The sequence below is a fragment of the Chryseobacterium sp. 22532 genome (genome assembly GCF_052044665.1).
GTDB classification, from domain to species: Bacteria; Bacteroidota; Bacteroidia; order Flavobacteriales; family Weeksellaceae; genus Chryseobacterium; species Chryseobacterium lathyri.
This window is the reverse complement of record NZ_JBQENJ010000002.1, coordinates 1-17,744: the sequence shown is the minus strand read 5'-3', so window position 1 is coordinate 17,744 and position 17,744 is coordinate 1. Positions and strand designations below refer to the sequence as shown.

The window sequence follows — 17,744 nt, the reverse complement described above, 5'->3', positions numbered from 1 at the left end:
TTTGAAAAATTCAGATTCTGTAACCTACAACCCGCAACACAAACTATATGTCTAACTTTGTAGATTACGTAAAGATCCATTGTAAAAGCGGACACGGAGGTGCTGGTTCTGCCCACCTTCGCCGTGAAAAATATATTCCTAAAGGTGGTCCGGATGGAGGCGACGGAGGCCGTGGCGGACACGTCATCATGAGAGGAAATGCTCAGGAATGGACTTTACTTCCGCTTCGATACACCCGTCATATAAAAGCTGACCGGGGTGAAAACGGAGCGAAAAACCAGCTGACCGGTGCTGACGGTGATGATATTTATATCGATGTTCCGATTGGGACTATCGCTAAAAATGAAGAGGGAGAAATTATCGGTGAAATCCTTGAAGACAAGCAGGAAATTATCTTGATGCAGGGAGGAAAAGGAGGAAAAGGAAATGAGCATTTCAAATCTTCTACTAACCAGACTCCAAGATATGCACAGCCGGGAATGGATGGCGAGGAAGGTTTTGTTGTTTTCGAGCTTAAAATTTTGGCCGATGTAGGTTTAGTTGGTTTTCCAAATGCCGGAAAATCTACCCTTCTTGCATCCGTATCTGCTGCAAAGCCTAAAATCGCGAATTATGCATTTACAACTCTGACCCCCAATCTTGGTATTGTGGACTACAGAAATTACAAATCATTTGTAATGGCTGATATTCCGGGAATCATTGAAGGTGCTGCTGAAGGGAAAGGTTTGGGACACAGATTTTTAAGACATATTGAAAGAAATTCTATCTTATTATTTTTAATTCCGGCTGATTCTGAAAGTCATTTCCAGGAGTTTAAAATTCTGGAAAACGAATTAACGGAGTACAATCCTGAGCTTTTAGATAAAGATTTCATCATTTCTATTTCAAAATCAGATCTTCTGGATGATGAGCTGAAAAAAGAAATTTCTGCTGAATTCCCTGAAAACAGAAAGCCATTATTTTTCTCTGGTGTAACGGGAGAAGGCCTTGTAGAACTGAAAGACGCAATCTGGAAAAAACTTCACGGATAAAAGATGATACACTCATTGAAGAAAATAACAGCACCCGCTGTTATTTTTGTTTCATTTCTCCTGCCTGCCCTGACTTATGCTCAGGACAGCTTTTCATTCATGGAAACATCCAAACAGGATGAACATGCTCCTTTAAATAATAAGGCGTTCTTTAAGTATGAATTCAACAAGAGGTTAAAATATAAATTTACTTACGAAAAGGCAGAGGGTCAGGGTACAGATAATGAGGTGAGCGATATTATAGAATATTACACCAATGAAAGTGATTTTTCTGTGTTGTATTTTAACAACAGCAGAAATGGGATTATCTATAATTTAAACAAAGATACCAATCCTGTACTTCCTGTTTCGATCAAGGATCAAAGTAAAGAGATCAAACCCGGAAATTTTGATTATTTCACCGGCGACATTCCTTTGGAATCTGAAATTGCTGACATCAGAAAAAGGAAAAAATTGAAAACTGATCAGATATTAGAGTTGGTTGAAAAGAAAACGGAAAATGATCTTATCCATTATAAGTATAATCTTATCCGTAATAATAAAGCAAAAACGAATCTGGGAATTATTGAACTGGATGTAACCAACGATGACCAGAATTTCAACAATAATATCCTGTACGATATGGAACCTTTGTTCTTCAAAAATAAGATCATGTTTGACAAAGGCGAAATAAAAAGCTATTCTTATTACAATACTGCCAAGAAGAGAACAAAGTACTATGAATCAATGAATAATGATTCTATACTATTAAGATTATCATTTACCAAAGGTTGTTGTGTTTCATCTCTGGAATAGTTTCTATACTACGACAGTTCAGCATTTGGAATAATTATTGAAAGAAAACAGGAAACCATCGCTATGAAATATATATTAAGTCTTTGTGCATTTTTATTTTTATTTTCTTGTACAACCCAGAAAACCAATTCAAAATACGCTAAAATCGAATATGAAGCAGGAGCATGTTTCGGATCCTGCCCTATCTTCACCATGACCATTAATCCAGACAGAACAGCCATATTGGAAGCTGAGCATTTTAATTTCTCGAAAGATTTTTCAAAAGGTGAATTTTCAAAACCGCGTGAAGGAACTTTTAAAGGGGTAATCAAGGAAGCAGATTATAACAAATTGGTTTCTCTACTGAATGGTCTTGACGTGAAAAATCTAAAAGATAAATACGGAACAAGAAATATCACGGACCTCTCAACTTCATATCTGAGAATTAATTTTACGGACGGAACCTCCAAAAACGTAGAAGACTATGGCAAAAGAGGAAGTGAAAAACTGAGGGAAGTCTACATGTTCATTGAAGACCTGAGACATAACCAAGAGTGGGCAAAAGTAAAATAATCCGTTTAAAAATATTTAGACTACCTTTGCATCGTATCATTCCTTCACATTGAGGGAATTTTATTTTAAATTAAAAAAACAGTTCATTTGAATTTTACAGACCTAAACTTAATAGAACCTATTGCAAAAGCAATTCAGGAACAGGGATATACGAATCCCACGCCCATTCAGGAGAGATCTATCCCTGAAATCTTAAAAGGCAGCGACTTTTTAGGATGCGCACAGACAGGAACAGGAAAGACAGCGGCGTTTGCTATTCCTATTCTTCAGAATTTATCAAAAAATAAGACCAAAAATAATCATATAAAAGCCCTGATCTTAACGCCAACAAGAGAACTTGCCATACAGATCGAGGAAAATATTAATGCATACGGAAAATACCTTCCGCTCAAACAGCTCGTGATTTTCGGAGGTGTAAAGCAGGGAAATCAGGAGGCCGCCTTAAGAAAAGGTATCGACATTCTGGTGGCAACTCCCGGCAGACTTCTGGATTTTATCGCTCAAGGTATTATCAGCTTAAAAAACATTGAGATCTTTGTTCTTGATGAGGCAGACAGAATGCTGGATATGGGCTTTGTACATGATGTAAAAAGAGTGATCAAACTTCTTCCACCAAGAAGACAGACTTTATTCTTTTCAGCAACAATGCCTTCTGAAATCCAGAAACTGGCAGATTCTATCCTGAATAATCCTGTGAAGGTAGAAGTGACTCCGGTTTCTTCCACTGCAGAAACGATTAAGCAATCAGTTTATTTTGTAGAAAAAGACAATAAGCTTAATCTTCTTTCCCATATTCTAGAGAATGACATTGCAGATTCTGTACTGGTATTTTCGAGAACAAAACACGGTGCTGACAAAATTGCAAGGAAACTGCAAAAAGATAATATCTCAGCAGAGGCTATTCACGGGAATAAATCCCAGAATGCAAGACAAAATGCCCTCAGTAATTTTAAGTCCGGAAAAACAAGAATTCTGGTCGCCACAGATATCGCTGCAAGAGGTATTGACATCGATGAACTTAAATATGTAATCAATTTTGAGCTTTCTGATGTTTCTGAAACGTATGTTCACAGAATCGGAAGAACAGGAAGAGCGGGAGCTGAAGGCTCTTCGATTTCTTTTGTAGACAGTCTTGACCTTTTAAATTTAAGGAATACGGAGAAACTTATCGGAAAGAAAATTCCAGTTATAAAAGACCATCCTTTCCACACGGATGATCTTGTAGCCCAGAAAAGAGATTCTAATAACAAGCCTATGGCAGCCGGTGGTGACAGAAGACCTCCGAGGTCTCCAAAGCCACAAAATAATAACAATAAGCCTGCAGGCAGCACCCCAACGAGTTTTAAAAAACCGAAGAATAAAAATTTCACCAGAAAAAAATAATACGAAAGCCCTTTCCAACGAAAGGGCTTTTTTATATTTAACAAACTAAATGGCAGAATGTCTTTTCATTACAATTAATCATTTATTCTTCTGCACCAAATAGTTGACGTGCGTTTTCAGTAGTGATTTTATCAATTTCAGAAAAATCCTTACCATAGATATTCACCAGCTTTCCGGCTACGAGGTCCAGGTAAGAGCTTTCATTTCTTTTTCCTCTGTGCGGAACAGGAGCCAGATAAGGTGAATCTGTTTCCAGAACGATCTTGTCCAGAGGAATTTCATTCAGAAACTGATCAATCTTCCCATTCTTGAACGTCACAACTCCGCCTATTCCCAATATAAAATTCAGATCAATGGCATGTTTCGCCTGTTCGAGATCTCCCGAAAAGCAGTGAAAAATTCCACGAAGCTTCGGATGCTTTTTTCTTTCCAGAACCTCGAATGTTTCATCAAAACTTTCTCTTGTATGAATCACAATAGGAAGATCCTTTTCTATAGCCCAGTCGATTTGCTGTTCAAAGGCTTTAATCTGGATATCCAGTGTTGTTTTATCCCAGTAAAGGTCGATTCCGATCTCTCCTATTGCCGGGAAATTCTTTTCGTCCAGATAATTTTTAACGATATCAAGCTCTTTTTCCCAGGATTCAGGCTTTACATAACAAGGATGAAGCCCCATCATGGAAATGATCTGCCCTGGATATTCAGCTTCCAGCTGAAGCATCTTTTCATGGGATTCCGAATCAATGGCAGGAAGATAAAATTTTGTGATTCCTTTATCTACAGCTCTTTGAATAGCTTCTTTTCTGTCTTCATCAAATTCTTCAGCGTATAAATGCGTATGGGTATCAATCATTGTCTTAAAATTTTAACAGATCTTCATACGGGTTTTTCAAGTCCATCAGTAAACCGAAAGCCGGTTCAGTCTTGATTCCCTGTTTCTTAAGTTCTATTATTTTATGTTTAAAATCTGCTCCTTTTTCTTTTAATATTCTATATTCAGCCAGCATATGCCGGTAAGCATTCTGTTCAAGTGAGGGTTTGTTCTGGCCGAAAATCTCTATTGGAAATTCTTCCAGCATAAAGTTCAGAATAATGCTTTTTTCTCCGTCAACAATGATATTCTCGATTTTCACTTCAATATCTGCAGGACTTAATCGGTTAGACATGATGTCATTCAGAAAATCTTCTTCAAATTCAAGATCAACTTCACAAATGATATCCAGATCACTGTTTTCAATATCAATTTCAATCGGAATAGTTCCGGCAAGAACTGGAGAATAGGGCTTTAATTTCTCAAATATCTGATATTTTTCAAGAACTTCATAAGCCCTTTTTTGCCTTTCGTTTCCGGATTTCAAATAATCGAGGTTCGTGAAATCAATCATTTATAAAAATTTTATGCCTTACTTTTTCCCTCTGAACTTCAATTCTTTGATTTAATTTTTCTCTAAATTCAATATACTTCGGATCCTTTTCATCATCAGTTCTATGTTCCAGTGCTTTACTGATCTTAAAATTTTCTTTGATAAAACTTTTTGTCTCATCTGAGAAATAGGCTTCTCCGAATTTATCAAAAATGTAATTGACAGCCTGCGATGTCGGATGGATCATATCTTCCTTATAAAAACGGTAATCACGCAGATCATCCATCAGTATTTCATAAATGGGCAGGTAATGGCAGTTTTCCAGCTGCAAAAGTGCTTCATGAACAGCGGTGATCAGTTTGGATTTGCTGAGCTGATTCTCAATCATTCCATCCTTGGTATGACGTACAGGTGACACAGTAAAAAGGATCTGTATATCATCCCTGCAGATATCTTTCAGGTTTAAAACTGTATTATAAATGGAATCTGTAAGTTCCTGATGGGAAAGCAACCGTTTTTCAAAAAACTTCTGTGGGATTTTGTGGCAGTTGGCAGCCAGTTTTTTTTTCGGGATAAATTCATAAATAAATGAAGTTCCGTACGTAATGATCACCCACCCTGCATCCTGCAAAAACCTGTTTCCTACTTCTATCCCCGTATTAATCCTGTCCAGAGTCTGATGGACATATCTTCTGTCGAAGCTGCTGTGATGGTCCAGGGAGATAAATTCATCGTTAAAAGTAATCAGCTCATCTTCTGTATAAAACTCTGAATCATGGAGTCTTTTAACAGCGTTACTGATCGAAAACGGATTAAAAATAGTTCCGAACGGATTGTTGACCGTCTGAAGCTGCCCCTGACCCAGCAAATCTGCCATTTCTGAAGCAAAGCAAGAGCCTATTGAAAATATTTTATCTTCAATATCAATCTTTTTTTCTGACCCCGGAATGTCAACTTCAGTTCTGAATTTCATTAATAAGGGATTAGGGCTTAGAAATCAGGGGTTAGGAAGCTACAATAAATAACTAATCCCTACACCCTAATTCCTACTACCTTTATTTAACTCTCTCTTCTTAACAGATAATTAGCCAGCTCTATGAAAGGTTTTTTCTTTTCTTCGGGAATATTGATCTTCTCAAGGTAGCTCTGCCCTATTTCATTGTGCTTTTCGATCAGACGCAATGCTTTTTCATCCACTTTGGTTCTTCTGAAGATCTTTTCAACACCATATACTTTATCAATATTATCAGTTTTCTTACCATACCAATGGTCCAGCTCTCTTCTTTCTTCATCTGTTGCATGTTCTCTGGCTAAAAGATACAGCACTGTTTTTTTATTTTCATAAATATCCCCGGCATGTTTCTTCCCAAACTGAGCCTGGTCTCCAAATACATCAAGATAATCATCCATAATCTGGAACGCAATACCAATATGCTTTCCAAAGTTGAATATAGCCTTGGCATCTTTAAAATTAGCTTTTGCAATAAGTGCCCCTATTTCAAAGGAAGATGCACTCAGAACTCCTGTTTTATAAGTAATCATTCTGATGTAGTCATCATACGTTACATTCTCCTGAGTTTCAAAATTGATGTCGTACTGTTGTCCTTCACACAGAAGAAGTCCTGTATGGGTAAAGATCCTGATACATGCTTTGAAAATTTCAGGCTCAAGGTCTTCGAAAAACTTATAAGCTTTCAGCATCAGCCCGTCTCCGGAAAGGATCCCAACGTTGATCCCATGAAGGGTATGGATGGTAGGTTTATTTCTTCTTAAAGGAGCCTCATCCATAATATCGTCATGGATAAGTGTGAAGTTATGGAAAAATTCAATGGCCAGCGCAGGTTTTATAGCCTGTTTAAGGTCTCCCCCGAAAAGGTCGCAGGCCATTAGCACCATAATAGGACGAAGACGCTTCCCGCCATGGGAAATGATGTAGTTCATCGGATCGTAGAGTTCCGCAGGCTTGTCTTTGAAAGTATACTTAGTGATGGCTTCAGCAACGATCTGCTGGTATCTGTCTAAAAATTCCATAAAATTTAATAGTTTAAACAAAAATACAATTTTTCAAGGCTTTATAAAACAAAAAACTTTGTCCAGAGGGACAAAGTTTATATGATGTATTTGAACATTTAAATTAAGACAGAAACGTTACTGCAAGATAAGTAACCGCAGCCACAATTGCTGAAATTGGAATCGTTAATATCCAGGCCCAAAGAAGGCTTACCGTAATCCCCCATCTTACAGCAGAAATTCTCTTCGTTAATCCTACCCCAATGATAGAACCGGTGATGGTATGTGTTGTAGATACAGGAATACTAAGCTGATCTGTAATAAAAAGCGTGATCGCTCCTGCAGTTTCAGCACTTACTCCTTCTAATGGAGTCACCTTTGTAATTTTCGTTCCCATTGTTTTAATGATCTTCCAACCGCCACTCATAGTTCCTAAACCAATTGCAAGGAATGACACCAAAGGAACCCAAAGATAATGCTGTGCAAAGTAGTCAAAACGACCGGCAGACGGAATGTTAAGATATACCGGATCATGAAGCATCTCCACGTGATAGTAAATAAGGGCTGCTCCAATAATTCCCATTACTTTCTGAGCATCATTCAGACCGTGTCCTACACTGAAAAGTGCTGAGGAAACAAGCTGCAATCTCTTGAAAGACTGGTCTGCTTTATACGGGTTTGATCTTTTGTAAAGGTGAACAATAATTAATGTAATGATGATCGAGATTACCATCCCTATCACAGGAGCCATGAAAATGAACAGGAAAATAGGAATTACTTTATCAAATTTCACAACACTCTGAGTTGTTAACTGATGAAAAGCCTGTGATAATGTATCAAACAATCCCAGGTTAGGTTGTGTCGCTACTACATCGTGATAGTCCAGCATAAAAGCATGCATCAGAGCCGCTCCTAAAAATCCTCCGATAAGGGTATGGGAAGATGAAGACGGGATACCAAACCACCATGTTAAAAGATTCCATGCGATTGCCGCTAAAAGACCTGAAAATATTACTTCAAGCGTGATGAAATTCTCATTCACTGTTTTAGCAATTGTATTCCCTATCCTGAACTCACCTATCACATAGGCTGCTAAAAAGAAGGCTGCGAAGTTCCAGAGTGCTGCCCAAAGTACAGCCTGAAAAGGGCTTAAAACTTTTGTGGAAACAATGGTTGCAATTGAATTGGCCGCATCATGAAAACCATTAATATAATCGAAAATTAATGCCAAAGCAATAATAACCGTAAGTAAAATCGGAAATTCCATTTCTGTAAGTTATAATTGTTTAAGCGTATTTAATCATGATGTTCTCAATCGTGTTGGCAACATCTTCTGCTTTGTCAGTTACTATTTCAAGATAATTAAGTACAGATGAAACTTTGATAATGTTAATGGCATCATTAGTTTCAAAAAGATCTACCATCGAGTTGGAAAGCAGGTCATCTGCAATGTTTTCAATAGAGTTCACTTTGATACATGCTTCTTTTACCTGGTCCATATTTTTGAATCCTTTTAGGTTTTTCATTGCATTCTGGATCTCAAGACAAGCTTTGTGGATCAGTAATGAAAAATCTGAATAAGCCTTCATTTCAGGCGATTTGTATAGGAAGATGTATTTTGTGGAAGCGTAGATGTAATCAGCGATATCATCAAGGCCGGTTGCCAGGGTGTGAATATCTTCACGGTCGAACGGCGTAATGAAGTTTTTTCCTAATTCAACAAAGATCTCATGGGTAAGTTCGTCGTTTTTGTGCTCGTAGTCACTCATTCTTTTTAACATTGTATCATCATTAAGATCGAAATCTTTGATACCGTTATTAAAGTCTTCAGACATTGCCACTAGGTTCTCCGTTACTTTTTCAAAAAGCACAAAGAAGATTTTATCTTTTGGTTGAAAAGCGTGGAAAATATTACCAATTCCCATTTTTATGTATTTATAATTTGAGTGCAAATTTCCTAAAAAAGGATTTGCCCTGAAACAATATAACATTAAGTTTTGTTAACATTAGGTTAACACTTGATTATCAAATAAAAAAACCGGCCAAAAGCCGGTTTTATATATCTTGAGATGCCTTAGTTTGCTACTTCAGCTCTCATTTCTTTTCCTTTAAATTTCATTGAAGGAATATTGCTCATTACATTTTCCTGGAATGATTTTTCCACTTCAAAGAAAGAGAATTTCTCCAGGATTTCAATATCACCGATTTCCGCTCTTTTTTTGCTTTTCCCGGCTGTTGCTTTATTGATGATATCTAATACATCAAGTTTTTTCAACTGATCTTTTTTCCCAAGGTTGAAGAAGAATCTTACCATGTTTTCGTCCTTTCTTCTAGGTTTTCCACCACGGTCTCTGCTATCTCTGCTGCCTCTGGTATCACGATCTCCACGTTCTCTTCCTCTGTCTCTGTCCCTGTCGCGTCCTCTGTCTCTTCTTGAATAATCATCATCTCTGGTACTGAACTTCTGCTCAACAAGGTCATGCTTATCTTTGTAGTACAACGCAAGATCTTTCAACTGGAACTGTAACAATTTATGAACAAGTTCTTCTTTAGTGAAAGCACTCAGATCAGGAATCAAACTGTCGTTGAATTCAAATATATCTTCTTCGTGTTCTGTAAATAGTTTTTCAAAAACTCCTCCAACCTGAGCTTTGATAATATCATCACCCGTTGGAATAAATTTTTCTACAATATCAATCTTAGTTGCAGATTTGATCTGTTTCAGCTTTCTGCTTTCTTCCGGCTTTATTAATGCCATTGAAATACCGTCTTTTCCAGCTCTTCCGGTTCTTCCGCTTCTGTGAACGAATACTTCCGGATCATCAGGTAAAGAATAATGGATCACGTGGGTTAAAGAGTTCACATCCAAACCTCTTGCAGCAACGTCAGTTGCAACAAGGATATCAATGTTTTTCAGTCTGAATTTCTTCATTACCGTATCTCTCTGTGCCTGGGAAAGATCTCCGTGAAGAGCATCTGCCGCATAACCATTCTGCATCAAGAAATCTGCGACTTCCTGAGTTTCCATTCTTGTTCTGCAGAAAAGAATAGAATACTGGTTAGGGTTTGCATCAATTAATCTCTTAAGAGCTTCTTTTTTCTGACGGTAACCCACTACATAGTATTCATGCTTAATGTTCTTTTTAACCTCGTTAATAGAACCTACAGAAATACGGTGAGGATTGGTAAGATAATTTTTAGAAATTCTCTCTACTTCTTTGTTCATCGTTGCCGAGAATAAGAAAGTTTGCTTTGTGTCAGGTGTTTCGCTTAAAATTGTTTCCAATTCATCTTTGAAACCCATAGAAAGCATTTCATCAGCCTCGTCTAAAACTAACCAATGAATGGCAGAAAAATCAAGTGCTTTTCTGTTGATAAGGTCAATTACTCTACCAGGAGTACCTACAATAATTTGTGGCTTGTCCTTTAAAGAGCGAATTTGATCCATAATACTGCTTCCACCGTAAACCGCTGTGGTTTTGATGTCTTTCATGTATTTGGAATAATTTTTTATGTCTTTAGAAATCTGAAGACATAATTCCCGTGTCGGACAAAGGACCAAAAATTGGATTTTGCGACTCGTTTCGTCAATCATATCCAAAATCGGAAGCGAAAACGCTGCTGTTTTGCCTGTCCCTGTCTGCGCAAGTGCGATCAAATCGCGAATATCTGAAAGAATGAAAGGGATAGTCTGTTTTTGGATTTCTGTCGGGCTTTCATAACCCAGTTCGCCAACTGCCTTAAGGATGTCAGGACTTAAATTGGACTCCGTAAATAAATTCATTAAATATTTTAAAATTTTTGCAAAGATACAACAAATATTTGATTTGTTTTTGAATAAAGTTTTAAATATGTAAACTTTAATTCAGAATCCTTTAATAATTTCTTAATTTTTAAAAAATTAAATCCAAAAAAACACGGTCTGCATTAAAAACATGTTAAACATTATTTTTTTTTATTAAATTGGATTGATTTTTTCGGTATTATTTATGAATTTTCAAAAATAACATTATTCATGGTAAATTTTTCTTTAAAATTACCTTTCTTTCCCAACCGCGTTATTTCCTTTAGCTGCCGCAGTTTTTAGATATTGATCACTCAATAGTTAAGCATAATTTTCTTTACGTCCGGTTATTTTAAGTATTATATTTATTTTTTTAAACTGCAGGAATTGCCTGCTTTTATTTTAAGGCATGGACTGCAGTATATAAGTTTGGTCAGCATAACTTTATTTTTTAACTTGGTTTAAATAAATTCAACAGCACATCATATTAAACATTAAAAACATGAATAGTATAAATCCGGAAACACTGACATTTCTAAAAAACCTAACCGTTAACAACAACCGTGAATGGTTTAATGAAAATAAAGCCGCTTATACCGAGGCACAGGAAAATGTTATTACCTTCCTTGATGGACTGATCAAAGAAATGTCCGGTTTTGATGAAGAATTAGGGAAAATTGATGGTAAAAAATCACTCTTTAGAATTTACAGGGATACAAGGTTTTCAAAAGACAAATCACCATACAAAACCAATTTTGGAGCATCTCTGGGAATGGGCAAAGGAAGCCAGAAAGGAGGCTATTATCTTCATATGGAACCAGGAAAGTCTTTTCTTGCAGGCGGTATCTATATGCCGGAATCGTCTGTCCTGAAAGAAGTAAGGAAAGAAATTTCGTTATATGGCGACGATTTCCTTAAGATCATCAATCAAAAAGACTTCAAAAAGCACTTCCCAGAGCTGGATCAGGATGATAAACTGAAAAAAATTCCTCAGGGATTTGAGAAAGAAGATCCAATGGGCGAATATCTGAAATTAAAGAATTTTATTGTGATTTATTATTTAAAAGACGAAGAAATTCTGGATAAAAAAGCCATAAAAAACATCACTAAGATCTTTAAGCTTATGAAGCCTTTTAATGATTTCCTGAATGCCCCCTTTCAATAAAATTTTGATTAATTTTCTTTGCGTACTACATATTTTTTAACGCAAAGGGTAATTTTTAACCTTGTAATTTTAAACCTGCAAAGAGGGAATCAATTGCATTGATTTGATGAAGCAGAGATATGATACCTTAATCAATACATTTTAATTAAGATTAGTATTAAAAAGAATCTGCTTGATCTGCTAAATCTGCGAGAAACTTTTTGCACTCGCAGATTTAGCAGATCAAGCAGATATTGATATTCTTTATTCTTAAAACTTCATTACATCTTTCACTACTCCATTTTTCTGGGTATGCTGCAGTAATTCTGTTTCGATAAATGCTTTGATTGTATCTTCAGATCCATTGTCAGGGAATAGAAGATGAACATTAGCTCCTGCATCCAGTGTGAAGAATAGCGGAAGAGCCGTTTCTCTTCTAAAATCCCAGATCTTATTGATCACTTCCAGTGTTCCGGTTTTCATCAGGATAAAAGCAGGATCACTCATCATCATCATGGCGTGAAGAGTAAGTGCTTCATGTTCTACCAATGTGATGAACTGTTCCATATTTCCGCTTTTAAGAATTTCCTTCATCGGAACAAAATTGTCTCTTGCTTCCTGAAATCTTCTTTCAGCATAAGGATTGGTATTCATCAAGCCGTGTCCTACCGTTGAGGAAACACTTTTCTGGCCTTCATGGATCAACAGCACCCAGTCGTTGAAGCTTTTAAATATATCATGAATTTCGGTATCCGGATATTTTACCGCAAACAGATCTGAACTTCCTGCTACCTCATCTGATGTTCCCCAGACCACCAATCCATTGTATAGACTTCTGCATGCGCTTCCGCTTCCTAATCTTGCTAAAAATGATGCTTTTCTTAATGATTCTTCTTCAGATTGATCTCCTGAAAATTCTGCATCCAGCTTCATCAGGCATTTGGCAATAGCTCCGAACCCAGAAGCAGAGCTCGCAATCCCGGAACTGTGGGGAAAGGTATTTTCTGTTTTGATGATGTATTTTCCTTTCAGAATCCATGGAAGATACTGTTCAATATTTTTAAAATACTTTTCTATTTTTTCAGCAAATTTCACCTCCTCATTTCCTGACAGGAAAGTCTGAACAGAGAAAGGTTCATCTGCCAGAAATTCTATAGAAGTATTGGTCTTACAATGATTCAATGTATAACTGATGCTTGGGTTTGCAGGAATCTGATTATCGTATTTGCCCCAGTATTTGATCAGGGCAATATTGGATGGACAGCTTTCTGAAACTGTCTGAGTATGGATAGTGAAATTTTGTTTTCCTAGGAATTCTTGTGTTGTCATAGTCTGATTTAAAATGGTAAAACGCTTTTATTTAACCACAAAAGTCACAAAAGAATCTTAACACTTGAGTTATTGATAAAGTTAGATAAAACTGTCTATTCTAGACCACTTAAGTTTTCAAAAATCTCTGACTTTTTATTGAAAAAGCCGTTTGTGTCTTTTGTGATTTAGATCGTTTTATTTTAATACATTTTTTCTATAATATCTGCATATTTTTTAAGAACCACATTTCTTTTGACCTTCAATGTAGGCGTAATTTCGCCTGTATTGATATCAAATTCAGCAGGCATTAATGTGAATTTTTTCACTTTTTCAAAATCCGCCAGGTGAACCTGCAGTTCTTTAATTTTTTCTTTGTATAAAGCAATGATTTTCTCATTTTCCACCGCTTCTTCCCAGTTGGTAAAAGGAATATTGTTTTTCTTCATAAAGTCCTGCAGAAACTCGAAGTTAGGAACGATAAGAGCTGAAACAAACTGCCTGCCTTCCGCTACAAGCATAATCTGCTGGATAAAATTATTATTGGTAAGAAGATTCTCGATCTGCTGTGGGGCTACGTATTTTCCGTTGGACGTTTTCATCAGATCTTTGATCCTGTCTGTGATAATCAGGTTTCCTTTATCATCAAATTTTCCGGCATCCCCGGTTTTGAACCATCCGTCTTCCGTGAAAACTTTCTGTGTTTCTTCGGGTTTATTGTAATAGCCTTTCATAATCCCGTTTCCTTTAGCCTGGATCTCGTCATTTTCTCCGATGCGGATTTCTACACCCGGCAAAGGTTTTCCGCTTGTTCCGTGCTCGAAATGTGTTAATGGGAAAAGCGTCAGTGTTGCCGTTGTTTCGGTCAGTCCATAGCCTACTGTTACGTGAATTCCCACCGAGTCGAAGAATTTTGTAACTTCCGGTGAAAGGGATGCTCCTCCACAAGGTAGGAACCACAGCCTTCCGCCCATCTTTTCTTTAATTTTGCTGAACACCAACATATCTGCCACGGATTCTTTCAGTTTTAACCCGAGAGGAATCTGTTTTTCGTTTCTTCTCAGTTCTGCAGTCTGCCATCCTGTTGCCAATGCCCAGTCGAAGATTTTTTTCTTCAATGATGAACCTTCTTCTGCTTTTTCGAGAACACCGGCATATACTTTCTGGAAAAACCTCGGCACCGCACACATCATGGTAGGTTTCACTTCTTCCAGAGTTTTGGCAATATTTTTTGGATCTTCTAAGAAATAAACTCTCGCACCACCATACAAACAAAGCAGGCTCCAGCTTCTTTCGAAAACATGGCTTAATGGAAGAAATGCCAATGACAATTCTTCTTCAAAATTTTTGAATTTAAAAAATTCAAAATGGGAATCGAAAGCTTTGATGAAATTGCCATGAGTAAGCATTACGCCTTTTGGAGTTCCTGTAGTTCCAGAAGTATAGATCAGGGTTGCTGTATCGTCATATTCTTTTTTACAGATCTCCAGTTTAGGAGAAGATTTGGCAATGAAATCTTCGAGGTAAAAACTATTGAATTCTTTCTTGATCCAGACAGATTTTTTGGAAACAATAATGGTTTCCAATTGATTTTCTTCTTTCTGCAACAACTCCAGACAGGCATCATACTGCTCCTGGCTGCCAACAAGCACAGCCTTTGCAGAGGAATCATTAATGATATATTCTGCCTGCTCTGCATTATTGGTAGAGTAAACAGGTACGGTAACCGCACCAATGGCCATTGAGGCCAGATCAAAAATCATCCATTCAGAGGAATTATCTGAATAAATGGCTACTTTATCATTTTCCTGAATTCCTGCATTTTTTAGTGCATTGGCTGTTTTAAAAACGATTTCACCGAATTTTTTCCAGCTCAGTTCTTTCCACGCCTCATCTTTCTTTTTAAAGCCTATCGCTGATTTTACCGGATGCTTTTCTACATTTTTAAGGATAATTGCTGCTGCAAGATTCATGAATTCAGCTTTTTGTCGTTAATATAATTTTTAAGATGAAAATCAATACTGTCCTTCACAGGAATAAATTGATAATCAAGTTCTTTTTTAATTTTTTGGTTGGAAATGGTATTAAGCGATGATATGGATTCAACATTTGATTTGGTGATGATTCTCAGCTTCGGAATCAGCCATCCAAAAAGGATATTGGCAAATCTCCCCAGGCTCAATTGAGATTTTGTAAGGATTTTCGCTTCTTTCAGACCAAGCTGTGATCTGATCTGTTTTCCAAGCTCTGCATATCTTTTATTTTCGGAAATGAGAATAAAACGTTCTCCGAAAGCATTCTTTTCCATGAGCTCAATGGAAATCCGAGCAGCATCTCTAACGTCTATATAACTGGTTCCCCCTGAAAATGTAAAGCCGTTTTTTTCAAACGTAGGAAATATATCTCCACTGCTCTGTCCCCAGTTTCCACTTCCGATGATCATTCCCGGATTCACAATTATGGTGTTCAGCCCTTCAGCAGACGCTCTCCAGACTTCCATTTCAGCAAGATGTTTGGAAACAGCATAAGCAGAATGTTCTTCTTTGGGATTAAATTCTGAAGTTTCGTCCAGTTCTCCTTTTTCATTAAAAACATCCAAAACAGCAATTGTGCTTACGTGCAGAAATTTTTTCACTTCTGTACCTTCGCAGGCAAACAACAGATTTTCTGTACCTTTTACATTGGTATGGTACATTTCTTTTGCATCATGAGGATGGAAACTTACTTTTGCGGCGCAGTGATAAACCTCATCTACCCCTTTCAATGCATTTTGAAGGGAATCAAGATTATCAAAATCTACGTCTACCCACTCGATCTTATTAAAAAGATCTTCGGGATTCTCCGTATAGAAGCCGTAAGAATGTTTTACATCGTTCAAATTGCTGCCCGGTCTTTTGGAGGCACGTACGTCTCTTCCTCTTTTTAAAAGTTCCAAAACGATTACTCTACCCAAAATTCCCGTTGCTCCTGTTACAAATATCATTTACTGATTTAATTTATTTTTCCGCTCCCAAGCATTGTCTGCCATACAGGTTTATATATCGTATTTTTAATACCTTCTGTATGATAAGGATTCTTTTTATTTCCTTTATTGGGATTCTCTAATGAAAAGTCTATTTTTTTATCTAAGGCAAAGATATGATCTTTTGGGATTTTTAATGCGGTACATATTTCTATTAAAGATTTAGCAGCTACTTCATCAATATGATAGGCGGCATACCATTTCTCTACCGGTGTTTTGCTTTTATTAAAATACCAGCCGGCAATTTTTTTCTCTTTAGAATCTGAATAATCCCAACCGCCTGAAAAGCTAATGACCCTGTCTACAGAATTATTCTGAGCAATAAATTCTGCCATACCTCCGCCTTGTGACTGTCCGGCAATGGCAATTTTGTTCCAATCAGGATTTTCATTTTTCAGATAGACAGACCAGCCTCCCTGAAGATCAGATTTTGAAAGACTTTGTAACAGTTTTGTCAGCCTGGGTACTATTGCATCCTGAGGCTTATCCGGAATTAAAGAAAAAGCGGGTGTTCCGTAAATTCTCATCCTTCTAAATTCAGCAGCACAATCTGTATCTGAATTTAAAGTATCCCCTATGCAAACCTGAGAAACTCCCGGTTCAGAGATAAACGAAAGTGCAATTACTCTATACCCGCTTTCTAAAGCCGTATTGATAAATAATTCGGGAACATGTTTTGTTGTTCCTCCTGTTCCTGTAAGCCAAAGCAAAATTTTATTATTTTTTACTTTTGGATCATAAAAAACAATATGGGGATCGTCCGCCATCCGGACAGATTGATCTAGCTTGCTTGGTTTCACTTTAATTATTTTGTAAACAGCTGAATCTATATTTTTTTGTGCTGTTACCATTACAGGAACATACATTAAAGCTATAATTATAACCAGAATGTTCCTACTAATACCTTTTTTCATTCCTTTATGTGCTTATTTCACAAAGGTAGTATTTTAGCTAATGATAAAAGTATTTTTGCATGGCTGTTGCTTAAATTTTATGACTTTTTAGGAATTGTTGAAAATTAGATTTATTTATACCAAAATCCTATTATTTCTTCTTGGCGCTTTGTCGCAGAGAACGTCTGCGATACTTTTGGAAATCAGGTTTTCTTCCGTTAAATTATCTAACCAGAAAAATTCTCCTGCAGCATTGATCTCGATGAAATAGTATTCGTCTTCGGGAGAAACAATGATGTCTATAGCACCATAATCTACATTGTAAACATCTAAAAGTTCCAGAAGCTTAGCTTCAATATCTGAAGGAAGTTCTGTTCTTATCCATTTGGTAAGCAGATTTACCCCGTCTTTTCTCCAGTCCACCTTTGCATCTTCGGACTGCTGGGAATCTATTTCAA

16 protein-coding genes and 1 pseudogene are annotated in these 17,744 nt (G+C 36.9%); 5 read left to right on the top strand and 12 right to left on the bottom strand.

Annotated elements, in window-relative coordinates; genetic code table 11:
* The first annotated feature begins 47 nt into the window (after positions 1-47).
* From obgE to ACTJIV_RS04340, 4 genes are all read left to right on the top strand, one after another.
* Complete coding sequence (obgE, locus tag ACTJIV_RS04355) at positions 48-1,031, top strand: GTPase ObgE (protein WP_111960961.1); 984 nt, start codon at positions 48-50, stop codon at positions 1,029-1,031.
* 3 nt (positions 1,032-1,034) lie between these two features.
* Positions 1,035-1,826, top strand: coding sequence for a hypothetical protein (locus ACTJIV_RS04350; protein WP_440625825.1), 792 nt, complete (start codon positions 1,035-1,037; stop codon positions 1,824-1,826).
* Positions 1,827-1,889: 63 nt separating this feature from the next.
* On the top strand, positions 1,890-2,378 hold the full coding sequence (locus tag ACTJIV_RS04345) for a DUF6438 domain-containing protein (RefSeq protein WP_440625823.1): 489 nt from the start codon (positions 1,890-1,892) through the stop codon (positions 2,376-2,378).
* Between the two features lie 87 nt (positions 2,379-2,465).
* Positions 2,466-3,761, top strand: a complete 1,296-nt coding sequence (locus ACTJIV_RS04340) for a DEAD/DEAH box helicase (protein ID WP_111960958.1) — start codon at positions 2,466-2,468, stop codon at positions 3,759-3,761.
* Positions 3,762-3,843: 82 nt separating this feature from the next.
* Here the strand turns inward: ACTJIV_RS04340 and ACTJIV_RS04335 are convergent, their stop codons facing one another.
* From ACTJIV_RS04335 to ACTJIV_RS04305, 7 genes are all read right to left on the bottom strand, one after another.
* On the bottom strand, positions 3,844-4,614 hold the full coding sequence (locus ACTJIV_RS04335; protein ID WP_440625821.1) for a TatD family hydrolase: 771 nt from the start codon (positions 4,612-4,614) through the stop codon (positions 3,844-3,846).
* A 4-nt stretch (positions 4,615-4,618) separates the two neighbouring features.
* Complete coding sequence (locus tag ACTJIV_RS04330; protein WP_440625819.1) at positions 4,619-5,146, bottom strand: DUF4269 domain-containing protein; 528 nt, start codon at positions 5,144-5,146, stop codon at positions 4,619-4,621.
* Positions 5,139-6,098: a GSCFA domain-containing protein gene (locus ACTJIV_RS04325; protein WP_440625817.1), complete on the bottom strand. Its 960-nt coding sequence runs from the start codon at positions 6,096-6,098 to the stop codon at positions 5,139-5,141. The genes ACTJIV_RS04330 and ACTJIV_RS04325 overlap by 8 nt, the downstream gene beginning before the upstream one ends.
* Positions 6,099-6,184: 86 nt before the next feature.
* Positions 6,185-7,156, bottom strand: coding sequence for a polyprenyl synthetase family protein (locus ACTJIV_RS04320; RefSeq protein WP_111960953.1), 972 nt, complete (start codon positions 7,154-7,156; stop codon positions 6,185-6,187).
* Positions 7,157-7,259: 103 nt separating this feature from the next.
* Positions 7,260-8,402 carry an inorganic phosphate transporter gene (locus ACTJIV_RS04315; RefSeq protein ID WP_111960952.1) on the bottom strand — a complete coding sequence of 381 codons (1,143 nt, stop codon included), beginning with the start codon at positions 8,400-8,402 and terminating at the stop codon, positions 7,260-7,262.
* A gap of 19 nt (positions 8,403-8,421) precedes the next feature.
* Entirely contained in the window at positions 8,422-9,060 is a 639-nt protein-coding gene (locus ACTJIV_RS04310; RefSeq protein ID WP_040998750.1) for a DUF47 domain-containing protein, read from the bottom strand.
* 149 nt (positions 9,061-9,209) lie between these two features.
* Positions 9,210-10,919: a DEAD/DEAH box helicase gene (locus ACTJIV_RS04305; protein WP_111960951.1), complete on the bottom strand. Its 1,710-nt coding sequence runs from the start codon at positions 10,917-10,919 to the stop codon at positions 9,210-9,212.
* A 502-nt stretch (positions 10,920-11,421) separates the two neighbouring features.
* On the opposite strand from ACTJIV_RS04305, the gene ACTJIV_RS04300 reads away from it, so the two are divergent.
* Positions 11,422-12,084: a DUF2461 domain-containing protein gene (locus tag ACTJIV_RS04300; RefSeq protein WP_440625814.1), complete on the top strand. Its 663-nt coding sequence runs from the start codon at positions 11,422-11,424 to the stop codon at positions 12,082-12,084.
* 249 nt (positions 12,085-12,333) lie between these two features.
* Here the strand turns inward: ACTJIV_RS04300 and ACTJIV_RS04295 are convergent, their stop codons facing one another.
* The 5 genes and pseudogenes from ACTJIV_RS04295 to ACTJIV_RS04275 all read right to left on the bottom strand — a co-directional run.
* The gene (locus ACTJIV_RS04295) at positions 12,334-13,392 is read right to left on the bottom strand and encodes a diphosphomevalonate/mevalonate 3,5-bisphosphate decarboxylase family protein (RefSeq protein ID WP_440625812.1); all 1,059 of its coding nucleotides are present in this window, start codon (positions 13,390-13,392) and stop codon (positions 12,334-12,336) included.
* Between the two features lie 182 nt (positions 13,393-13,574).
* Entirely contained in the window at positions 13,575-15,344 is a 1,770-nt protein-coding gene (locus ACTJIV_RS04290; RefSeq protein WP_336378189.1) for an AMP-dependent synthetase/ligase, read from the bottom strand.
* Positions 15,341-16,354 (bottom strand): NAD-dependent epimerase/dehydratase family protein, encoded by a 1,014-nt coding sequence (locus ACTJIV_RS04285; RefSeq protein WP_111960947.1) that lies wholly within the window; start codon positions 16,352-16,354, stop codon positions 15,341-15,343. The genes ACTJIV_RS04290 and ACTJIV_RS04285 overlap by 4 nt, the downstream gene beginning before the upstream one ends.
* A gap of 8 nt (positions 16,355-16,362) precedes the next feature.
* Positions 16,363-17,307 carry a BPSS1187 family protein gene (locus ACTJIV_RS04280; protein WP_223558897.1) on the bottom strand — a complete coding sequence of 315 codons (945 nt, stop codon included), beginning with the start codon at positions 17,305-17,307 and terminating at the stop codon, positions 16,363-16,365.
* A gap of 114 nt (positions 17,308-17,421) precedes the next feature.
* Positions 17,422-17,744 (bottom strand): annotated as a pseudogene (locus ACTJIV_RS04275) (MvdD family ATP-grasp ribosomal peptide maturase); the annotation flags it as partial.